The organism is Mucilaginibacter sp. P2_A4 (genome assembly GCF_056405015.1).
This window is the reverse complement of the sequence record NZ_JBFUCX010000010.1, coordinates 1-17991: the sequence shown is the minus strand read 5'-3', so window position 1 is coordinate 17991 and position 17991 is coordinate 1. Positions and strand designations below refer to the sequence as shown.

15 protein-coding genes and 1 pseudogene are annotated in these 17991 nt (G+C 40.0%); 5 read left to right on the top strand and 11 right to left on the bottom strand.

The features are described from left to right. Nucleotides 1–76 precede the first annotated feature (76 nt). Together AC1DYB_RS18135 and AC1DYB_RS18130 are read right to left on the bottom strand one after the other, a co-directional pair. Entirely contained in the window at nucleotides 77–3253 is a 3177-nt protein-coding gene (locus AC1DYB_RS18135) for an ATP-dependent DNA helicase (protein WP_477436998.1), read from the bottom strand. Between the two features lie 83 nt (nucleotides 3254–3336). Next, nucleotides 3337–4050 (bottom strand): hypothetical protein, encoded by a 714-nt coding sequence (locus AC1DYB_RS18130; RefSeq protein WP_477436997.1) that lies wholly within the window; start codon nucleotides 4048–4050, stop codon nucleotides 3337–3339. A gap of 133 nt (nucleotides 4051–4183) precedes the next feature. Here AC1DYB_RS18130 and AC1DYB_RS18125 point away from each other — a divergent pair, with 133 nt between their 5' ends. Then, nucleotides 4184–4354 carry a hypothetical protein gene (locus AC1DYB_RS18125; RefSeq protein WP_477436996.1) on the top strand — a complete coding sequence of 57 codons (171 nt, stop codon included), beginning with the start codon at nucleotides 4184–4186 and terminating at the stop codon, nucleotides 4352–4354. Between the two features lie 111 nt (nucleotides 4355–4465). Here AC1DYB_RS18125 and AC1DYB_RS18120 read toward each other — a convergent pair whose 3' ends face one another. Next, entirely contained in the window at nucleotides 4466–6193 is a 1728-nt protein-coding gene (locus tag AC1DYB_RS18120) for a glycoside hydrolase family 3 protein (RefSeq protein ID WP_477436995.1), read from the bottom strand. A 123-nt stretch (nucleotides 6194–6316) separates the two neighbouring features. Between AC1DYB_RS18120 and AC1DYB_RS18115 the strand changes: the two genes are divergently transcribed. After that, entirely contained in the window at nucleotides 6317–6997 is a 681-nt protein-coding gene (locus AC1DYB_RS18115; protein ID WP_295712884.1) for a porin family protein, read from the top strand. 61 nt (nucleotides 6998–7058) lie between these two features. Here the strand turns inward: AC1DYB_RS18115 and AC1DYB_RS18110 are convergent, their stop codons facing one another. The 4 genes from AC1DYB_RS18110 to AC1DYB_RS18095 form a co-directional block, all read right to left on the bottom strand. Beyond that, nucleotides 7059–8009 carry a nucleotide-diphospho-sugar transferase gene (locus AC1DYB_RS18110; RefSeq protein ID WP_477436994.1) on the bottom strand — a complete coding sequence of 317 codons (951 nt, stop codon included), beginning with the start codon at nucleotides 8007–8009 and terminating at the stop codon, nucleotides 7059–7061. A gap of 82 nt (nucleotides 8010–8091) precedes the next feature. Next, nucleotides 8092–8688 carry a hypothetical protein gene (locus AC1DYB_RS18105; protein WP_477436993.1) on the bottom strand — a complete coding sequence of 199 codons (597 nt, stop codon included), beginning with the start codon at nucleotides 8686–8688 and terminating at the stop codon, nucleotides 8092–8094. A 68-nt stretch (nucleotides 8689–8756) separates the two neighbouring features. Further along, nucleotides 8757–10616, bottom strand: coding sequence for an ABC transporter ATP-binding protein (locus tag AC1DYB_RS18100; protein ID WP_295712892.1), 1860 nt, complete (start codon nucleotides 10614–10616; stop codon nucleotides 8757–8759). Between the two features lie 97 nt (nucleotides 10617–10713). After that, nucleotides 10714–11802, bottom strand: coding sequence for a glycosyltransferase family 4 protein (locus AC1DYB_RS18095; protein ID WP_477436992.1), 1089 nt, complete (start codon nucleotides 11800–11802; stop codon nucleotides 10714–10716). Nucleotides 11803–11885: 83 nt separating this feature from the next. Between AC1DYB_RS18095 and AC1DYB_RS18090 the strand changes: the two genes are divergently transcribed. After that, nucleotides 11886–12629: a glycosyltransferase family 2 protein gene (locus AC1DYB_RS18090; RefSeq protein ID WP_477436991.1), complete on the top strand. Its 744-nt coding sequence runs from the start codon at nucleotides 11886–11888 to the stop codon at nucleotides 12627–12629. Here the strand turns inward: AC1DYB_RS18090 and AC1DYB_RS18085 are convergent. The 3 genes from AC1DYB_RS18085 to AC1DYB_RS18075 form a co-directional block, all read right to left on the bottom strand. Next, nucleotides 12615–13676, bottom strand: coding sequence for a glycosyltransferase family 4 protein (locus tag AC1DYB_RS18085; RefSeq protein ID WP_477436990.1), 1062 nt, complete (start codon nucleotides 13674–13676; stop codon nucleotides 12615–12617). The two genes, AC1DYB_RS18090 and AC1DYB_RS18085, sit on opposite strands and share 15 nt — an antisense overlap. Beyond that, entirely contained in the window at nucleotides 13669–13806 is a 138-nt protein-coding gene (locus AC1DYB_RS18080) for a hypothetical protein (RefSeq protein ID WP_295712903.1), read from the bottom strand. Before AC1DYB_RS18080 ends, AC1DYB_RS18085 begins: the two co-directional genes overlap by 8 nt. 468 nt (nucleotides 13807–14274) lie before the next feature. Next, entirely contained in the window at nucleotides 14275–15270 is a 996-nt protein-coding gene (locus AC1DYB_RS18075) for a glycosyltransferase family 9 protein (protein WP_477436989.1), read from the bottom strand. Nucleotides 15271–15384: 114 nt separating this feature from the next. Here AC1DYB_RS18075 and meaB point away from each other — a divergent pair, with 114 nt between their 5' ends. Next, entirely contained in the window at nucleotides 15385–16281 is an 897-nt protein-coding gene (gene meaB / locus AC1DYB_RS18070; RefSeq protein WP_477436988.1) for a methylmalonyl Co-A mutase-associated GTPase MeaB, read from the top strand. 35 nt (nucleotides 16282–16316) lie between these two features. Here the strand turns inward: meaB and AC1DYB_RS18065 are convergent, their stop codons facing one another. Next, the gene (locus AC1DYB_RS18065) at nucleotides 16317–17606 is read right to left on the bottom strand and encodes an aminopeptidase P N-terminal domain-containing protein (RefSeq protein WP_477436987.1); all 1290 of its coding nucleotides are present in this window, start codon (nucleotides 17604–17606) and stop codon (nucleotides 16317–16319) included. Between the two features lie 148 nt (nucleotides 17607–17754). On the opposite strand from AC1DYB_RS18065, the pseudogene AC1DYB_RS18060 reads away from it, so the two are divergent. After that, nucleotides 17755–17991, top strand: a pseudogene (locus AC1DYB_RS18060) (hypothetical protein); the annotation flags it as partial.

Sequence of the window (17991 nt, the reverse complement as noted above, 5' to 3'; positions counted from 1 at the left end):
TGATATGATTCTCTTTGTCATTTTTAAAATCCCCTCTCAAGAGGGGAATCGCACATGCCCCTATTTCTTCCCCACTTTACACTTCCTCTTCTTCTTCTTCGCTCGCCGCGGTTAAAAGCTCATCGGCCTGTTTAAAATTGCTTTTTACAAAATGGCACCACTGGCACTCCTTTTTGCCGCAACCTGTATTGAAATCATGGGCCAGTATTTTTTGATAAGTTTCGGTAATCTGACTGGTTACCAATTCTATATCCTGCGGACTTATCACGTATTTTTTCTTAAAGTATTCGCCTTCACTTTCGGGTTCTACAAAATCAAAAATTGTGTCAATTACTTCCCAATCGTTGGTGCGGTCATGGTCTACCAATATTTTGTAAAACACGCCCTGGCGCCAGTAATCGCCGCCCATAGGAGCCTCAGGGGTTGGGGGCAGTAACTTGTCTTTGGCATTTTTTACTTTACCGGTTTTATAATCCACAACTGTTACGTTTTTGCCGTCAAACTCCATTTTGTCCAGGTTACCTTTTATGGGTACGCCTTGTATCTCAATGTTTTTGATGGATTTTTCGGTTACGGCTATTTTGTTCCAGGTATCCACATTTTGCTCATAGTATGGCGGTAATATTTTCCAGCCGTAAGCTAACCGGGTTGCATATTCTTTTTTTGTAAATGAATCCCTGTTACGCACCATATACCATTCAAACTCCTTCATGAATTGCTCGGTAGACAGAAACTCATTATCGTTTTCCTTCAGTAATCTGTAAGTTTTATTGAGCGCCCAATGCACCGCCTGCCCAAACGTGGCCGACGGACTTTTTCCCGAAGGCACCCGTATCAAACATTGAAAATAAAAACGCAGCGGACAATCCAGGTAATTATTTAAATGCGTTACCGATAGTGTATAACTTTGCAGTAACTGGTTAATATAATTCGTATCCAGCAACTCAACCTTAGGCTTTTCCACCTCACTGAACTGGGTGGCAACAAAATCGATCATTACGTCGGGGGTAACTTTAGGGAATTGTACTTCCAGGTGTGTACTGGCCAATATCTCGCCTACAAATCTGCTGGCTTCCTGGGCCTTCCCCTTTTTATCCTGACCAGCGTAAGAGATCATGAGGCATTGTTTGGCACGGGTAACGGCCACATAAAATAAGCGACGCGCTTCCTCTATCTGTGCAATATCATCAGATGAGGTACTGGTAAGTGTATCTGGCAAGCTAAAGCCATTATTACGGCCCTTGCTATCCCAGGTGCGCTTATCGCAACCAATAAAAAACACATGCTCAAACTCAAGCCCCTTGGAACCGTGGGCGGTTAAAAAATTAACGCCGTTGTCACTAAAGATCACCTTGTTCAGATCAAGCCTGATGCTGTTCTTTTTCATCAGCTCGATGGTGGCCATCAGGTCGGCCAGTTTAATATCGGGACTCTTACGACTCTCGTCTTTCAAAAAATCAAAAAAACTGGTGAGCATTTGCATGTAGCCTCCTTTATCGGTTTGCTGCATGATGTAACGGAGGATACCCATTTTGGCTATCACATCCTGGAAAAACTGTTGCAGGGTTACATTCACGGCCGATTTCAGCAACTCATCAATATTGTTCATGAGGTACCTCATCTCCATATATTTATCCGGGGCAAACAGATCTGGCTGGGCAGACGGCCGCAGCTCGCTGATGTAACGACGGATGGATGTCCTTTGCTTATCCCGGTTATTGGCCGAAAAGTTTTCCTGCGATACCGCGATACTCGCTTTGGCTATTTCAATAGGCTCGATATTAAAGAAATCATAGTGCAATATCTCAAACAGTAACTCATCGCCGCTGTAAGGTGAATCCAGCTCCATCATGAGGTAGCTCATAATGTTGATGATCTTTTCGCCAAAGGGCTGGGTTAAGATGTCTATTTTGCGTTTGGTATTTACGGCTATCTTTTTTACCTCCAGGTATTGGATCATTTCCTCCACCTGGCTGTGGTTACGGTAAATTACCGCTATTTCGCCCGGTTCAGTTCCGTTATCAATCAGGTGTTTTATTTGTGCCGATACATCAACCAACTCCTGGTTGGCATTTTCATATTCACGGATCACCGGCTCCACCGTCATTTCCACAAAGCGGGGGTGCGATGCACGCAGATCTTTATCCAGTTGAAGCTGGGTAGTTAAACGCTCAAAGTTATTATTGATGAGGGCCTTTGAAATATCGAGGATATGTTGGTTTGACCGGTAATTGTGCCTGAGCACTACCGTCTGTAACGTGCTCACATAGTCGGTAGCAAAATCAAGGATGTTTTTCATATTGGCCCCCTGGAATTTGAAGATCGATTGATCATCATCGCCCACCACAAATACGTTGGGCACATCCCAGTAATTGAGTAAAAAGCGCAGCAGCTCGTTTTGCGATCCGCTGGTATCCTGAAACTCATCAACCAAAATATATTGGTAACGCTCCTGGTATTTACGCAAAATCTCTTCATTATCGCGGAAAGCCCTTAATACCCAAATGATCATGTCATCATAATCATACCGCCCGCGGGCCTTCATTTTGGCATCATAGTTCTGGTACTCGCGCACGGCGGCTACCAGCTTTTTCATGAGGTCATGCGCGGCATCAATATCCTTTTGCTTTGGGTCGCCTACTTTAATGCCTGTTTTGGAGTTGGCACGTTTGTAAACAAATTCCTCGCGGTTGGGGATATCATCCAGGTATTCCTGTACAGCTGTTTCAATCATTGCAGCATCCCAGTTCTCGCGTTTCATGGTGCTGAAAAGGTCTTTAAGGCGCTTGGTATCGTAATATACATCACCGGTAAAGCGCTTTAGCAGGTGGTCGTTATCAAACTCATCCACCAGTTCGCGAAACAGCATAGCCGATTCCAGGTCAGACAATGATTCCAGGTTCAGCTTGCCAAAATACTCCAGGTTCTCCTGGATGATCTCGTTACAAAAAGCATGAAAAGTATAGATGTTGATGCGGTAAGCATCCGGACCAATAAACTCAAACAAGCGCTTGCGCATGGCCACCGCACCGGCATCGGTATAGGTTAAGCACAGTATTTCATTGGGCAGGGCATCTGTATCGGTTAGTATCTTTCCTATCCGTGCCGCCAGGATCTGCGTTTTACCTGTACCCGGCCCGGCAACTACCAGTACCGGCCCATCCATTTTATTTACTGCTGCCAGCTGCTCGGGGTTTAAACCCGCTAAAGCCGCCTGGAATTTATCGTTGTACTTATTAAAGTTGGATTGCATAATTGTTTAGTAAAGATAGAAAACGATGGGCGGGATGGCAATTGGTAAAGTGAATGTTACTTGTTAGACAAAAGGGAATCCTTCTAATACGTAATAGGAGCTGTCAAATAGTGCATATAATATCTTTTTCTGTAAAGCAAAGCGTACGAACTTTTAATTTTTCTTAAAGCGACTTCTTCTCCTGATAAAGGAAAGATATTAAAAAAGTGACGAACAGTTCTTCCGTTACCCGCTGGAGATATTAAAATTATTAATCTGTATTCCCTCCCCAATATAGGCTCAATGCTATCCACACTATTTATATAAGTAATATCTAATATTTTACAGAATGCTACTTTAGCCGCCTTACTTGTAAAATAAATAACTTTAAGACTTTCGCTGTTACGGACTATTTCCTTTAAACTTTCATTATTACTACTATTTCTTAAATCCGAATCCAATGGGGAATAATTATTTCGCGACACGGAATTAAAAACATCAGAAATTAAAAACCCATATTTATTAAGCAGAGCAATGGCTTCATCTTTTGTGTTGGGTTTCTGTTCATTAAAAGAAGATGCTAATAAGTTCCAGAAGTGGCTTCCCTCGCTACCATAAAAATATTGTATAAAAGCTTCCGATTGCCAATTTCTTCTTTTTTCCACGCCAGTTTGCTCTATTGGGACTGATTCAGTTATGGCGTAAACGGGGAATGTTCCCACAATCAATTTAGTATATTTCGACAATTGAGATTTTTCAGTAAAAATATTTACTTGCTGCCTTAAATAAGGGTGACTTTCTTTTTCATTAATGGGCATAAAATTCAAGTTTTAAGTGATTAAAAAGGTTTGGGCTTTTTAATAATATAGCGAATTTATTTTGATGAAAAAACTTTTTTAGCTTTATTCGATAAATTCATCTAAGAAAATTTGGAGTCAAAAACTGAATGTTATGGGTAAACCACAAAAAGAAAAACATTACTTAAGTATTAACCAGCGCAATGAATTAGATAAAAGATTTGACGATCATCAAAATGGCATTGGACAATTGTTTACCTGGGATGAAACTTTGGCTATGGCAAAAAAGTTAAACCCTGCCAATGAGAAACTTACGAAGTTTTAAAAACTTCGTAAGTTTGATATTACATGCGATCAACGTTAAAGTCACCTCGAACAGTTCGCGATTGCCGCGCTGCGCTTGCAATGACATTTTTTGCTCGAATCTACATCCATTTTATTGCAACCCAATCCCCGTCCCAGTAGGGAAAAACACATTAACGCTTACCGGCAATTTACCGGTTGGTTTTAGGTTACCCGTTAACACCTTTGCTGCTGATTTTTGCAGCTCGGGGCTCATCTGGTAACATACCATCAATGCGTTGCAGTTTTCAATACCGGGCAGGCCGGCTATAGTGTATGCATTGGCAAATACACTCATTACAGTATTTTTGCGCGCGGCAAGGTCAGCAATCATCAGTCTCACATCGCTGGTATAGTCCAGCTTGCTTTGGGGGCGCAGGCGGGTATCATGTATACCTACTACTACTTGCTGGTATTGACTTAATAAACCCAGGATATTTTTTAATTCAACTGCCTGCGTATTTTTATCAACCATAAATAATTTACTGTTCGGGAAGCTTTTAGCTACTTCCTGCTGAAAAACGGTAGGCGACGAAACACCAATACTTAAAATGGCTGTTTTTAAAAATGGATTAAGCTTTAGTGTTGATGCATCGCCTTTTAATACGGTTACGGCGGCATCGCTCAATTGCTGCACCAGTGCTTTAGCGGCTACACCGTTAATATCCTCACTTAAATTTGCCGGCGGTACTTCCTGGTAATTATTCAGCCCAACCCAATATTTGGCGGCCAATACTTTTTTCACCCTGGCTTTAAATTCGTCTTTGCTTACTTTACCCTGCCTAACTGCTTTCCTGATTAGCTTAATGGCCCGTTTAGAATCTTCTGATAATTCAATGATGTCGTTACCTGCAATAAAAGCCCTTACATCAGCTTCGCCGTCGGGGAAGTATTTTACTACGCCTTTCATTTCCATTGCATCAGATACTACCAGTCCTTTAAACCTCAATGAATCTTTTAAAACACCGGTAATAATTGGGCGGGATAAGGTAGATGGTAAATGTGTAGTACTATCCAGCGCAGGAATGCTCATGTGTGCTATCATCACCCCGCTGATGCCTGCATTGATCGCCTCGCGGAAAGGATATTCTTCCAGCGAATCTAACCGGCCACGGCTATAGGGCAACAGCGGCAGATCAAAATGCGAATCAACATTGGTATCCCCATGACCGGGGAAATGCTTGGCCGTGGTTAGCAAACCGGCATCCTGCATGCCTTTAAAATAGGCAATACCCTTTCTGGCTACATTGTACATATTATCGCCAAATGACCGGTAATTGATCACCGGGTTATCAGGATTATTGTTCACATCCATATCCGGACCTAAATTTATCTGCGCGCCTATCCGTTTAAAATCATAAGCCACCTGCTGGCCCATTTTGTAAATGAGGTTATTATCCTGTATGGCGCCAAGGGTCATCTGGTATGGGTATGAAATGGTAGAGTCCAAACGCATACCCAGGCCCCACTCACCGTCCATAGCTATCAGTAATGGCACTTTAGCCAGTTTTTGGTATGTATTGGTGAGGCTTGCCTGCCTGCCCGGACCGCCCTGAAAAAATACAAGGCCGCCAATTTGCTGTTTTTCAATCACCTTGCCTACCGAATCTTCATAAGCCCGGCCTTTATTGGTATGTGCCCTAACAAAAAGCAGTTGGGCTACACGATGTTTTTTGCTCAGTTTTTTATAAACAGAATCCACCCATTGGTTTTGTTTATTTAAACTCTCTATATAGCTTTCCTTTTGCGCAAATGCATCAATACCCATAAAACTAAGGGCAACAATTGATATAAAGCAATAAATGATTTTCAATTTTGGCATGTCCAAATGTAGTGTAAATGTTGTTTTTGCAGCTTCACGACCGCGTAATTATTACAAAAATTAAATCGCTAATAAACCTTTAGTACAATTTTTACTCTATGAGTATATTAAAACATACTAACGATGAAAAAAATTATCTTTTTTACCCTTTGCTTATTTGCAGCCTACACCGCCAGTGCGCAACGATATTATGGACCACGCCGCAGACCTCCCTACCGCACCGAGCGACATGAAAGACAACGCCACCAGGACGATGATTTTTACCGTGTTAAAGTTGGCTTAACTGCAGGCTTAAATATTGCAAACACTATTGACGCGTATGATTCAAATTTTAGTACAGATGCCATAGCTGCTTTTAATGCGGGGTTAACGCTGGAAATTCCTATTGTTTACCCATTATCGTTTGCACCGGAGATCATGTATTCTGGCAAGGGTTACGCCGCGAACACCCAATATGGCAGGTTTACGCAGCGTACAAATTACATTGATGTGCCATTGCTTTTAAAAGTTAAACTTGCACCAAACTTTAACTTCCTGGTAGGGCCTTCTATAAACTTTTTAACTTCGACAAGTAACAAATACGAAACCGATTTTAATACCGATTATGAACACTTTTACAACAACCGCGGCGATCAAACCAATGTAAGCGGTGTTATAGGCTTAAGTGTTGATGTTGCCAGAAATGTGGAGTTAAGGGCAAGATATAATATTGATTTAACAGCTAACCATCCTGATAACGATTCATACCTCCCCGACTACCGCAACCAGGTTTGGCAAATTGGCCTTGGATTTAAATTTCAGTAAAAACAATTAAAACAGTATGAAAAGAGTCATCAGGGATTGCCGGGTGGCTTTTTTTATGGGACTATTTTTTAAACGGCGACTTGATCCATCGTTTAAACCTACGGCGCAGTGCTTGGTCTTTTTTACGGCCAACTACATTAAACTCGCGACTTAAAGTAATATAATCGGCCTGTTTTTGCGGCACCATGTAAACAGGATGCGTTATTTGGCCAATTTCAACAACGGGAATGTTTGACTCCGCGCTATCGGCATGGGTAGTATGTGTTGCATTTACGCCAAAGCCTATGTTGCTGATCAGGTTATGGTTGGGTATAATGGATAAACTGTTGTTAAAAAAATTGGTGAAAGTTAGCTGATAATCCCATGTATCTATCAAGCCGCCTTTCATCTCCTTAAAAATCTCTTCCCATGCATCAACTATTAACGGCTCGTCAAAAATATTTGATAATACGCTACGCACATCATTTTCATCATATCGCGAAAGGTTTTTATCATACTCTTTCCAAACGCGCCGCCAGCCGGCCCATCCCCAAACATGTGTCATATTTGAATAATAATAGCTGGCATCGCCCCATATTTTACCCCCCTGCAGATTACTGCCACCTATATGCCTTATACGTGTATCAAAGCGATACTTTTCAAGCAGTTCGTCACAATATTTAAAAAAAGTATCTGCCGGCAGGCAATCATCCTCAAGGATAATTCCTTCATCCTCATGCGAAAAAAACCAATCTAGCGCAGATGATACGCCATTTTTACAGCCTGCATTAACATCCTTAAAGAGCGTTTGCACCTGGCAGTCCCAATCTATTTCGCTTACAATCGCCCTGGCTTGTTTACATAACTCAGCCTCGTTGGGCTTTGTTACCCGTGGCCCATCTGCAGCTATGTAAAGGCGAGGCGGCTTCGCCTTCCTTATCTGGCTAAAAACCCTTTTGGTGGTATCGGGCCGGTTAAATATGATAAATAATACCGCCGATTTTGTTGAACTATTAGCAATAGCTGTTTCCATACTGCAAATATTGGTATAAAACTTTAGCTCTTGCTTATTTTGATTTAAATACGCTAATAGGTAAGGCTAACCAACCAAACCCTTATGCAGTAAATATTCTCTCGGAGTTTGCACCCTGGTAGGCTGTTATACCCAGTCTGTCAATTTCAATATGCTTGTCCATTACCATTAAATAGTTTTTTATATCCCATTCAATAGGCGTGTCATTAACAAGTGAAAAATCTATACTATTAATGGTATCCAAAAACAGCCGTTTTTTTAAGCAATAAAAAAAAGTATGATAGCCATTCCCCTCAAAAACATCATCATCGTTTTTAAAGATACTGTCGAATTTATACTGAAGCTCTATTACCTTCTCAAAAAAATAACTGTCGTCAATTATATATTTACCAGAAAGTTTAATGATAGGTTCTGAATCTTTTAATGTTGATCCCTCAAGAAAAACCCTCAAGTGATTTAACTCATTTAGTCCCTTATTAAGGTACAGATTTTCCTCTGTGCTGTAAACAGTATTGTATTGATCAAGATACTCTTCTTTTTCAGATACACATTCCAATACAGTGTAAGAACTAAAAAGATGCGAGTATTTTAAACATGTTTCAATGGAGTCGATATATTGCTGCTTCCTGCGCTCATATTGTTCAGGAATATTGGCAGTAGTAATTATTACATGGCTCATGCAAACAACAATCAATTAATGTTTTATAAATAGATGTAAGCTGTAAAAACAGCATAATATAATAACTCTTACTTGCTTGTATTATTTTCCCCGCCATCGTTAAAGGCCTGCATTTCTATCAATCTTTTGTAAATACCGTTCTTTAACAGCAACCCCTGGTGCGAGCCCTGCTCCGCAACACAGCCATTTTCAAGCACTATGATCAAATCGGCATTTTGAATAGTACTTAAACGATGGGCAATGATCAGCGAGGTGCGGTTTTTCATTAAATTGTTTAACGCGTCTTGCACCAGTTTTTCAGATTCAGTATCCAGGGCCGATGTAGCTTCATCAAGTAGCATAATAGGCGGATTGCTCAATACGGCCCGTGCAATGCAGATGCGCTGCCTTTGCCCGCCAGATAGTTTTGAGCCACGATCCCCTGTATTAGTTTGGTAACCATTATCGGTTTCAATAATAAAGTTGTGTGCATTAGCTATTTTAGCTGCCGCCTCTACCTGCTCTTGTGTTACATCGGGTTTGCCAAAAGCTATATTATTAAATATGGTGTCATTAAACAGGATAGACTCCTGGTTAACAAAGCCCATCAGCGCACGCAAAGATGTTGTTTTTAGTTCTTTAATTTCATGATCATCTATCATGATGCGGCCACTTTGAGGTTCAATAAAACGGGGGATCATATCCATAAGTGTTGATTTACCACCGCCTGATGGGCCTACCAGTGCTATTGTTTTACCTTTGGGTAAAGTAAGATTGATGTTTTTTAACACATCTTTTTCCTTATACGCAAAAGAAACGTTTTCAAACCTGATAGCATCTTTAAAGTCATCAACAGCAATTGCATCCGGGGCATCTACAATCATTGGCTTCTCGTCTATAAGCGCTAATATGCGTTCGCCGGCAACAAGCCCCGAATGGATGTTGCTGAACGAATCGCCGATGGCTTTGGCCGGCCGCATTAATTGCGAGAACAAGGCTATGTAAGCAATAAAATCGCCTGGGCTAAGTGCTGATGTATTATTAAAAATAAGATATCCTCCATAAAGCACCACAAATGAGATCATGGTTACCGATAATGTTTCGGAAACCGGCGAGGCAAGTTGCTGGCGCTTTGACATCGCCCTGGTTATCTTTGAATATTTTACATTTTCATCATCAAACCGCTTGATGCTAAAATCGGTAGCGTTAAATGCTTTGATAATTTTAATGCCGGATAAGGCCTCATCAAGTTGGCTTATCATATTGGCATATGAATTTTGTGCTTCAATAGCCTGTGAACGTAGCTTTTTTACAATACGGGAAATTAACAAGCCAGCCACCGGCAATATAAGCAGCGAAATAAGGGTAAGCTTTGCCGATATCATAAACAGCCATACCAGGTAACCAATTAACAAAAGGGGCTCTTTAAAAACCACTTGCAGGGTCCCAGTTACAGAAAACTGCACAGTTTGAACTTCAGATGCTATTTTAGACATGATATCGCCTTTACGCTCATTGCTAAAATAACCCATATGCAAACTCATTACGTTATCAAATACAGCTTTACGAATACGAAGCAACGTATGTATGCGCAGGCTTTCCATAATGCGCTGAGACAGGTATCTAAATATGTTACCTAAAAATACGGCCACCACTATTACACCGCATACAAATTTCAGTGCAAACCATTTTCCATAATCATTAATAAAATGGGCAGTATAATATTTAAACCACCCGGTTATATCAAAGGTGGATATATCTTTAGCCGCTTTAACGGCGGCTAAAGGATCGGTTTTGCTACTCCCCAGAAACAACGTATTAAGCAAAGGCCCCAGCAATCCCAATACCGACGTACTAAAAAGAACATATAGTAGCGTAAAAAATATATATGGGATAGCAAATTTCTCTATCGGTTTGGCAAATGAGAGCAGCCTGAAATAAATTTTCATTTAAAGTATTTATAAAAATGTGAAATTATACAAAATAAGGCATACTTAGCTTTAAAGGTGCATAATGATTAATGTCTGCTACTGCAACCACGGGCAGTTATATAACAGATTTATATATGTTTAACGTATTATTAACGCAGTTTTTTTGGGTAAAAAGCTGCAGCCTTTGCTGCCCGTTTTTAACAAGCTCCTGCCTTAAATCATTATTATATAAAACGTTGGTTACTGCTCCGGCTATGGCGGCTTTATCGAGCGGATCGAAGTATTCGGCTGCATTGCCGGCAACTTCGGGCAAGCTGGTGGTATTGCTGCATGCTACCGGGCAATTATTGGCATAGGCCTCCAGCAGTGGCAAACCAAAGCCTTCCTGTAATGATGGAAATACAAATAGTTGGGCCTGTTGATATATTTGCTGTAACTCCGCCTCGGTAGCGGTTAGCTGCCTGCATTTATCTGCAATTCCAAGCTTAGTTAGCAAATCACGGTCGGTTTGGTTAAAGCTGCCGCCCCCAACGCATAACAGGTTCAAATCTTTACCGTTTTGTAAAACAGGAGTTATTGCCTCTGCAAAAAGGGCAAAATTTTTATAATAAGCTCTATCGCCAACGTACAATATATAATTGCCCGGAAGCGATAAACTGGCTGGCGGTAAAACGTTCTGGTTGTACCCATGATGCACTACGCTTATTTTAGCATTCGTCCCCGGAAAAAATTTCACTATATCGCTTTTAGTATGTTGTGATATGGTAATTATAGCGTCGGCATTTTCAATCATCTGCCTTTTACGTGCAATAATAATATCCGCATCAGGAAAAAAAGCAGGGAATTGCTCATGGATCATGTCATGAACGGTTATCACAAAGGGCTTTTTAAGGTTTGTTAAAAGGTCTGTATCGTAGTAAGTGGGATGAAAAACATCAAAGTTATTTGCCTTTATCAGCAAATTGGAGTACCGCTTGTTCCACCTATAGGTACGGCTGTTATGGCCTTTAAAAAAGGCTTTCCCTACTGCATTGTTTAAAGGAAGGGCTAAGTTTTTAATATATTCATTTTCGGAATACAAGGCTCCTATTGTACATTTTGTGCCGGAAATTTCATTGAAGCCCCGGTTCAAATTTGCAAAATACCGTGTGATGCCGCCGTATTTTTGAGAGGAAAAGTATTGATGATCAAATAATATTTTCAACAGTTTTTATTTTGATGTTTTTATTTTGAACCATTGTTCTATTTTTAGCTGATTAAAACCTTGTTGCAAATTTAAGTAATAGTATGATGCTAAACGCGAAAGAAGAAGTTATAGCTGCAAACAGCAAGCTTATATCGGTTATCGTTGTTACCTACAACGCGGCTAAAACATTGCAAACCTGCCTTAACAGCATCTTCGCGCAAACTTACCCTGCTATTGAACTAATTATTGTTGACGGCAATAGTACCGATGGCACTAAGGAAATTTTAGAAGCCAACAACAGTCGTATCAATTACTGGATAAGCGAACCTGATAAGGGCATTTACGACGCCATGACCAAAGCACTAAAAAAAGCTACAGGCCAATGGATCTATTTTTTAGGCGCTGATGATGAATTACTGCCCGATTTTTCAACCATGGTTGGCGCGCTATCATCACCTAACAGGGTTTATTATGCCAGCGTGCTTACCCGGAACCTTAAACCATTAGGCAAGGTATCTGATTATTACCTGGCCAAGCTGGGCATAATTCAACAATCAATAATTTACCCCAAACTGGCTTTTGAAAAACATAGCTATAATTTAAAATACAAATCATCGGCCGATTTTGCTTTTAACATGACTTGCTTTGGTGATAAAGAGCTGGAGTTTTATTACCTTGATTATGTAATAGCAAAGTTTGCAGATGGAGGCATGTCAAGCCACTATAAAGATGTAGTTTTTGAAAAAGACAAACCTTTTCTTATTCTCAAAAACTTTGGCCCTAAGCTATGGTTCCGTTTTATGTTCAGGAAATTAAAAGGCAAAGCCCGGTCAATTGCCGGCTAAAACATCGTGGTACAATTGTAAATATTGCTGTGCTGTTGTATCCCAGTTATATTGGGCAGCATGCGCCATTACTTTTGCCGATGTATCCTGTTCATAGAAATGGCGTAAACCAATACTTAAAACCTGTTGCATCGCTTCCGGCTCAAAACTTTCAAAATAATAGGCTGCATCACCTGCAATTTCTGGCAGCGATGTAAGGGCCGACACAAAAACAGGCTTACCAAAGTGCATGGCCTCAATCACCGGCAAGCCAAAACCCTCGGCAATGGACGGAAATACAAAGGCTTCGCAATTTTTATAATACCATGCCTTATCATCGTCAGATACCGGTCCAAGTATTTTTACTCTATCGGCAACGCCGTGTTTTTTTGCCTCTGCTTTTATCTGATCAACATATGGAGTAATAATGCCGGCTATTATCAGCTCATGATCATTACCTACCAATAGCGCGGGCAGTACGTGAAAATTCTTTTTGGCCGATATAATACCTATAGCAAACAGAAACTTTTTTTGCGGTAGATATTTAGGCTGATGACCATGCTTTAATTCCAATTTCTCGGCACCATTATGAATAACGCTGATCCTATCAGCAATATCAGGGAAATAGTTAAGTATATCATTGGCGGCAAATTGTGATATAGCGACTATCCGTTCGCACTTGTAAATCCGCTCGCCCAACTTTTTAATATATGTATTTAATTTTTCTGCGCTCACGTTTTCATGTACCTGGTTGATATCATGAATGGTGAGGATCTTTTTTTCGCCCCAAACTTTCTTTGGCTTTAGCCTCGACATTTGGTCTGTAAAATGAAAAAGCTTTATTTTTTTATAGTTGACAAAAAAGAATTTGTGATATTTTTTAAGGTACATTTTATCCACTGCCTCATTATCAAACTCTTTGGTATTGTGATGTAAAAAGAAATTTAACTTAAACCGAGGATCGTCGGCCTTTATCAATGCATGCCCCAAACTTTTACCAAAATGATATAATCCCGTATTGGGATAACGCATGGAATCCAGTGTTATTAAAATATTGGTTTCATTCATCTGTACAATAATAGGTAGCGTGTTGTGCTGTTTTATAAAAATTTACGGCTGATGTTTTAATACATGTACTGGCTAATACCGGTACAAAAGCCATACCTGTTTTAGCACTCACCATACAGCCAAGTGTCATCAATTATAGAGCCCGTTGTAATTATGCGTAAGGCAAAATTACATTTTACAGTTTGCTCCATTTTTTTGCATGCCGTTATGCTAACGTCAACTATCAGTTATGATCATTGTTTTGCAAAGCGTGGTTACCAAACGCAAAAGTTTTTTGTCTAACAAAAGCTTCTTTTAAGCCCTATACGCATATCAATGGCTATCTGCTACAATTTGTTTACCTGCATTAAAATTGCAACAGCTTACATGCGGCAACCTGCGGATAAAACTGCATATTATTATTTTTACAGGTGGGCCACACAATACTACTGCAGATACCCTCAATAAGATATAAGGGAAGGTATTTTTTTCGCAATAACACAGATACACAAGTATTTTGATTTTGTATCTGTGCAAAATTACTTATAGCAGAACAGCGATGGCCTGCCTCCATTTAAACTTTAAATGCGGTATGCCTGGCAACGGCCCAGCTTGTTATTTATTTTTGCCAGGTGGCTATTTTTTCGGCCACTATATCAACCGTAATCTGGCTTATGGTAGCTGTATTACTTTCCAGGTATCCAGCCTTAACACCCAATGGTGCCCAACGCCCCGGATGGATCGGTCTTACCGATGGAAATAAACCCAATGTATTAATACCACCCATAGCCGCCAGGTGCAAAGGACCGGTTCCAGATGCTATCAATCCATCGGCATGGCTTATAAAGGCTATCAATTGCGGCAAGGTCATTTTACCTGTCATATCTGTTACAGTTGCCGGCAGCGTTTTAATCCAATCGGCCAGTAACAGTTTTTCTTTGTCTGATCCTGTTATAATAATATTGTATTTATCGGCAGACAAAGCATGAATGAGCTCTTCAAAATTATTAAGTCCCCACTCCATACCACTGCCATGGGATTTTGGGTGGATGATAAGATTAAATTTATCAACAGGAAGTTTTTTTGCTAATTCGTCAGGAAGCAAGGTTTTGCTTTCAAAACTAATATGACTGACAATATCCTGTAGCGATGGCACCAATTTTAGCCCCAACACTTTTAATAATATAAGATTAAGCTGAGCTTCATGCAGATCGGATTTTTTACGACTTAGTTTTACCAGTTTATTACAGGTAAACCAATGAAAAACCCTGTTGGTGGTACCTATTCTTAATTTTATCCCGGCTGCCTTTGCTATTTCGGCAACATGTTTATTAGGGAAAACGTGGATAATAGCATCAATTTTTTTACTTTTCAAGTAAAGAGCCTGCTCATTTTGCGGCAATTTCTTTATCTCATCGTAATTGATAAAGATATCTACGGCAGCACAGGTGTTTATAACCGGCTGGGTATATGTACGGCCCAAAAATGAAACAACGGCTCCCGGAATTAGCTCTTTTATGTAGGCTGCCATGGGCAGAGTAAGCACCACATCGCCAATGGCATCAGTCCGGCTGATTAATATATGCTGTATTTTTGTTTGTTCGGATTGGGGCATTGTGCTTATGATTGCATATTTACAGGCAAATTAACCGCTGTACAACTGCAATAATAAAGATTAAATTGCCTTATGTAATGATAATTTTCGTCATTTGCAGTTACAAACATAAATGTGGCAACTGTTTTTACCCAACCGGCAATGATTAATTACAGCGACTTTAAGCAGGTGGCGCGAGCCCTAACCATTGTTGAAAATGACCTGGCCGAAAGCAACGTCCTGTTAAAGAGTCTTACATTTAATAAACCCACCCCTATTATTGGTATTACCGGCCCGCCGGGGGCAGGCAAAAGCACCCTTGTTAACGCGTTGATAGATGTGCTTTTAAAGGATGGCAGCAAAATAGCTGTACTGGCTATTGACCCAACCTCACCATTTAACTTTGGATCGTTGCTTGGCGACAGGATCAGGATGGCATCCCATTTTAACCATCCCGATGTTTTTATACGTTCGTTGGCTACCCGGGGCTCATTAGGCGGCCTATCTGCCAAAACCATAGAAATGGCCGATGTATTACGGGCAGCCGGCTTTGATTATGTATTGATTGAAACGGTTGGTGTTGGCCAATCAGAAATTGAGATAACCGGGCTGGCTGATATTACCCTGGTGGTACTGGTACCCGAAGCAGGTGATGAGATCCAGCATATTAAATCGGGCCTTATGGAAATTGCCGACGCGTTTATTATTAATAAAGCCGACAGAGCTGACGCTGACATTTTTGCAAACAACTTAAAAAAAATATTAACTCAAAAGAAACATGAGCAACCCCCTGTTTTCAAAACCATCGCATCACAAGCAAATGGGATTAAGGAGGTTGCGGATTTCATCAAGGCATCAAGAAACTTTAAAAACAAGCGTCGCGAAATATTACTGGCAGAAAAAGCGTACAAACTAATCCAGCATAAATTAACTCAGCACATTGATAAAAAAAAGCTTCAGCAGGATGTTGCTGAAGCTTCGGAAAAAGGAAATTTTAACCTGTACAGTTTTGTGGACAAGTACATAAGGTAGCTTATTATTACAAAAAAGCCTTATTCATCAAACAATCAACTGTTCATTATCTCCTCTAAATGATCGGCCTCAATGGGTATGTTTACCATCAAATCGCGGTTGCCATCTTCAGTAATTAAAATATTGTTTTCTATTCTTATACCCAGCCCTTCTTCCTGGATATAAATACCTGGTTCGCAGGTTAGTATGTTTCCAACTTCAAAGCCTTTATACCTGCTTGCAAAATCATGAACATCCAACCCTAAATGGTGTGATGTACCGTGCATAAAATACTTTTTATATAAAGGCGCATTAGCATCCTGCTTAGCAACATCATGCTTATCAAGCAATTTAAGCCCTATCAGTTCGCTTGTCATTATCTTTCCTACTTCGTCATGGTAATCGTTCAAAATGGTGCCGGCCACTATCATTTTGGTTGCCTCACGCATAACACGCAAAACCGAGTCATAAACGGCACGCTGACGTTTGGTAAACCTACCATTTACCGGTACAGATCTGCTCATATCTGCATTATAATTAGCGTATTGAGCTCCAAAATCAAAAAGAATAACATCGCCATCATTGCACACCTGGTTATTATCAATATAATGAAGTACAACAGCATTTTTACCTGATGCAATTATAGGATGGTAAGCATGACCTGTAGCCCGCTGCCTTAAAAATTCATGCGTTATTTCGGCCTCTATTTCATATTCAGCAACGCCTGGTTTTATAAATTTCAGCACCCGCTTAAATGCATCGTTGGTGATATCACAGGCTTTTTGGGTAAGCTCAACCTCAATGCCGGATTTAACAACCCGTAAATCCCTCAAAATCAACGCCGATCGTTCATATTTATGCAAAGGATATTTCTGTTTTAAAGCCTCATACATCCGTAGATCACGGTAAGGTACCGTATGGGCATAACGATCATTCTCATTGGTATTGATGTAGATATGCTCGGCATAATTTATGATACTATGTAAAATCGTATCATATTCATGGAGCCAATAAACACTCTCGATGCCCGATGCAAGCCTTGCTTCCTCTTTGGTATACTTGTGTCCTTCCCAAATAGCAATATGTTCATTGGTTTGTCTTAAAAAAAGTACTTCTTTGTATGCTTTATTAGGACAATCCGGATATAAAATAAGTATACTTTGCTCCTGATCAATGCCAGTAAAGTAAAAAAAATCCGGATTTTGCTTAAAGGGAAAACTCTGGTCTCCGCTCACAGGATACTCGTCATTTGCATGAAAAATGGCAATTGAACCCTTTTTTGTTCTCGAAACGAAATTTTTTCTATTATTTGTAAACAAAGTGTTTTGAATCGCAGAATATTTCATATTTAATAATTGATTATTTTAATAAATCATTTTTTTTTCCTTATTTGTGTAACTATTACAATTTTTGGAACAATGTTTGGTCATCGTTTCAAACATAATTACTAAATTTGAAAAAAATCACAATTAAAATCGTTTAATCTTAAAAACTATGAATTATTCTACATTAAAGAAAACAGTCGCATTGTCATTTGCTTCTTTGATGGTTGTAGGTATGGCTAATGCTCAAACCGATTCCACCAAAACAGCAACTACAACTTCGTCTGAAACATCTACTGCCAAGGTATTTGGTGGTATTGGTCAGTACAACACCTTTAGTATCGGCGTTAACGTTGGTATTACAGACGGACTTGTTCCATTTACTATTAACACTACAAACAAATTAATT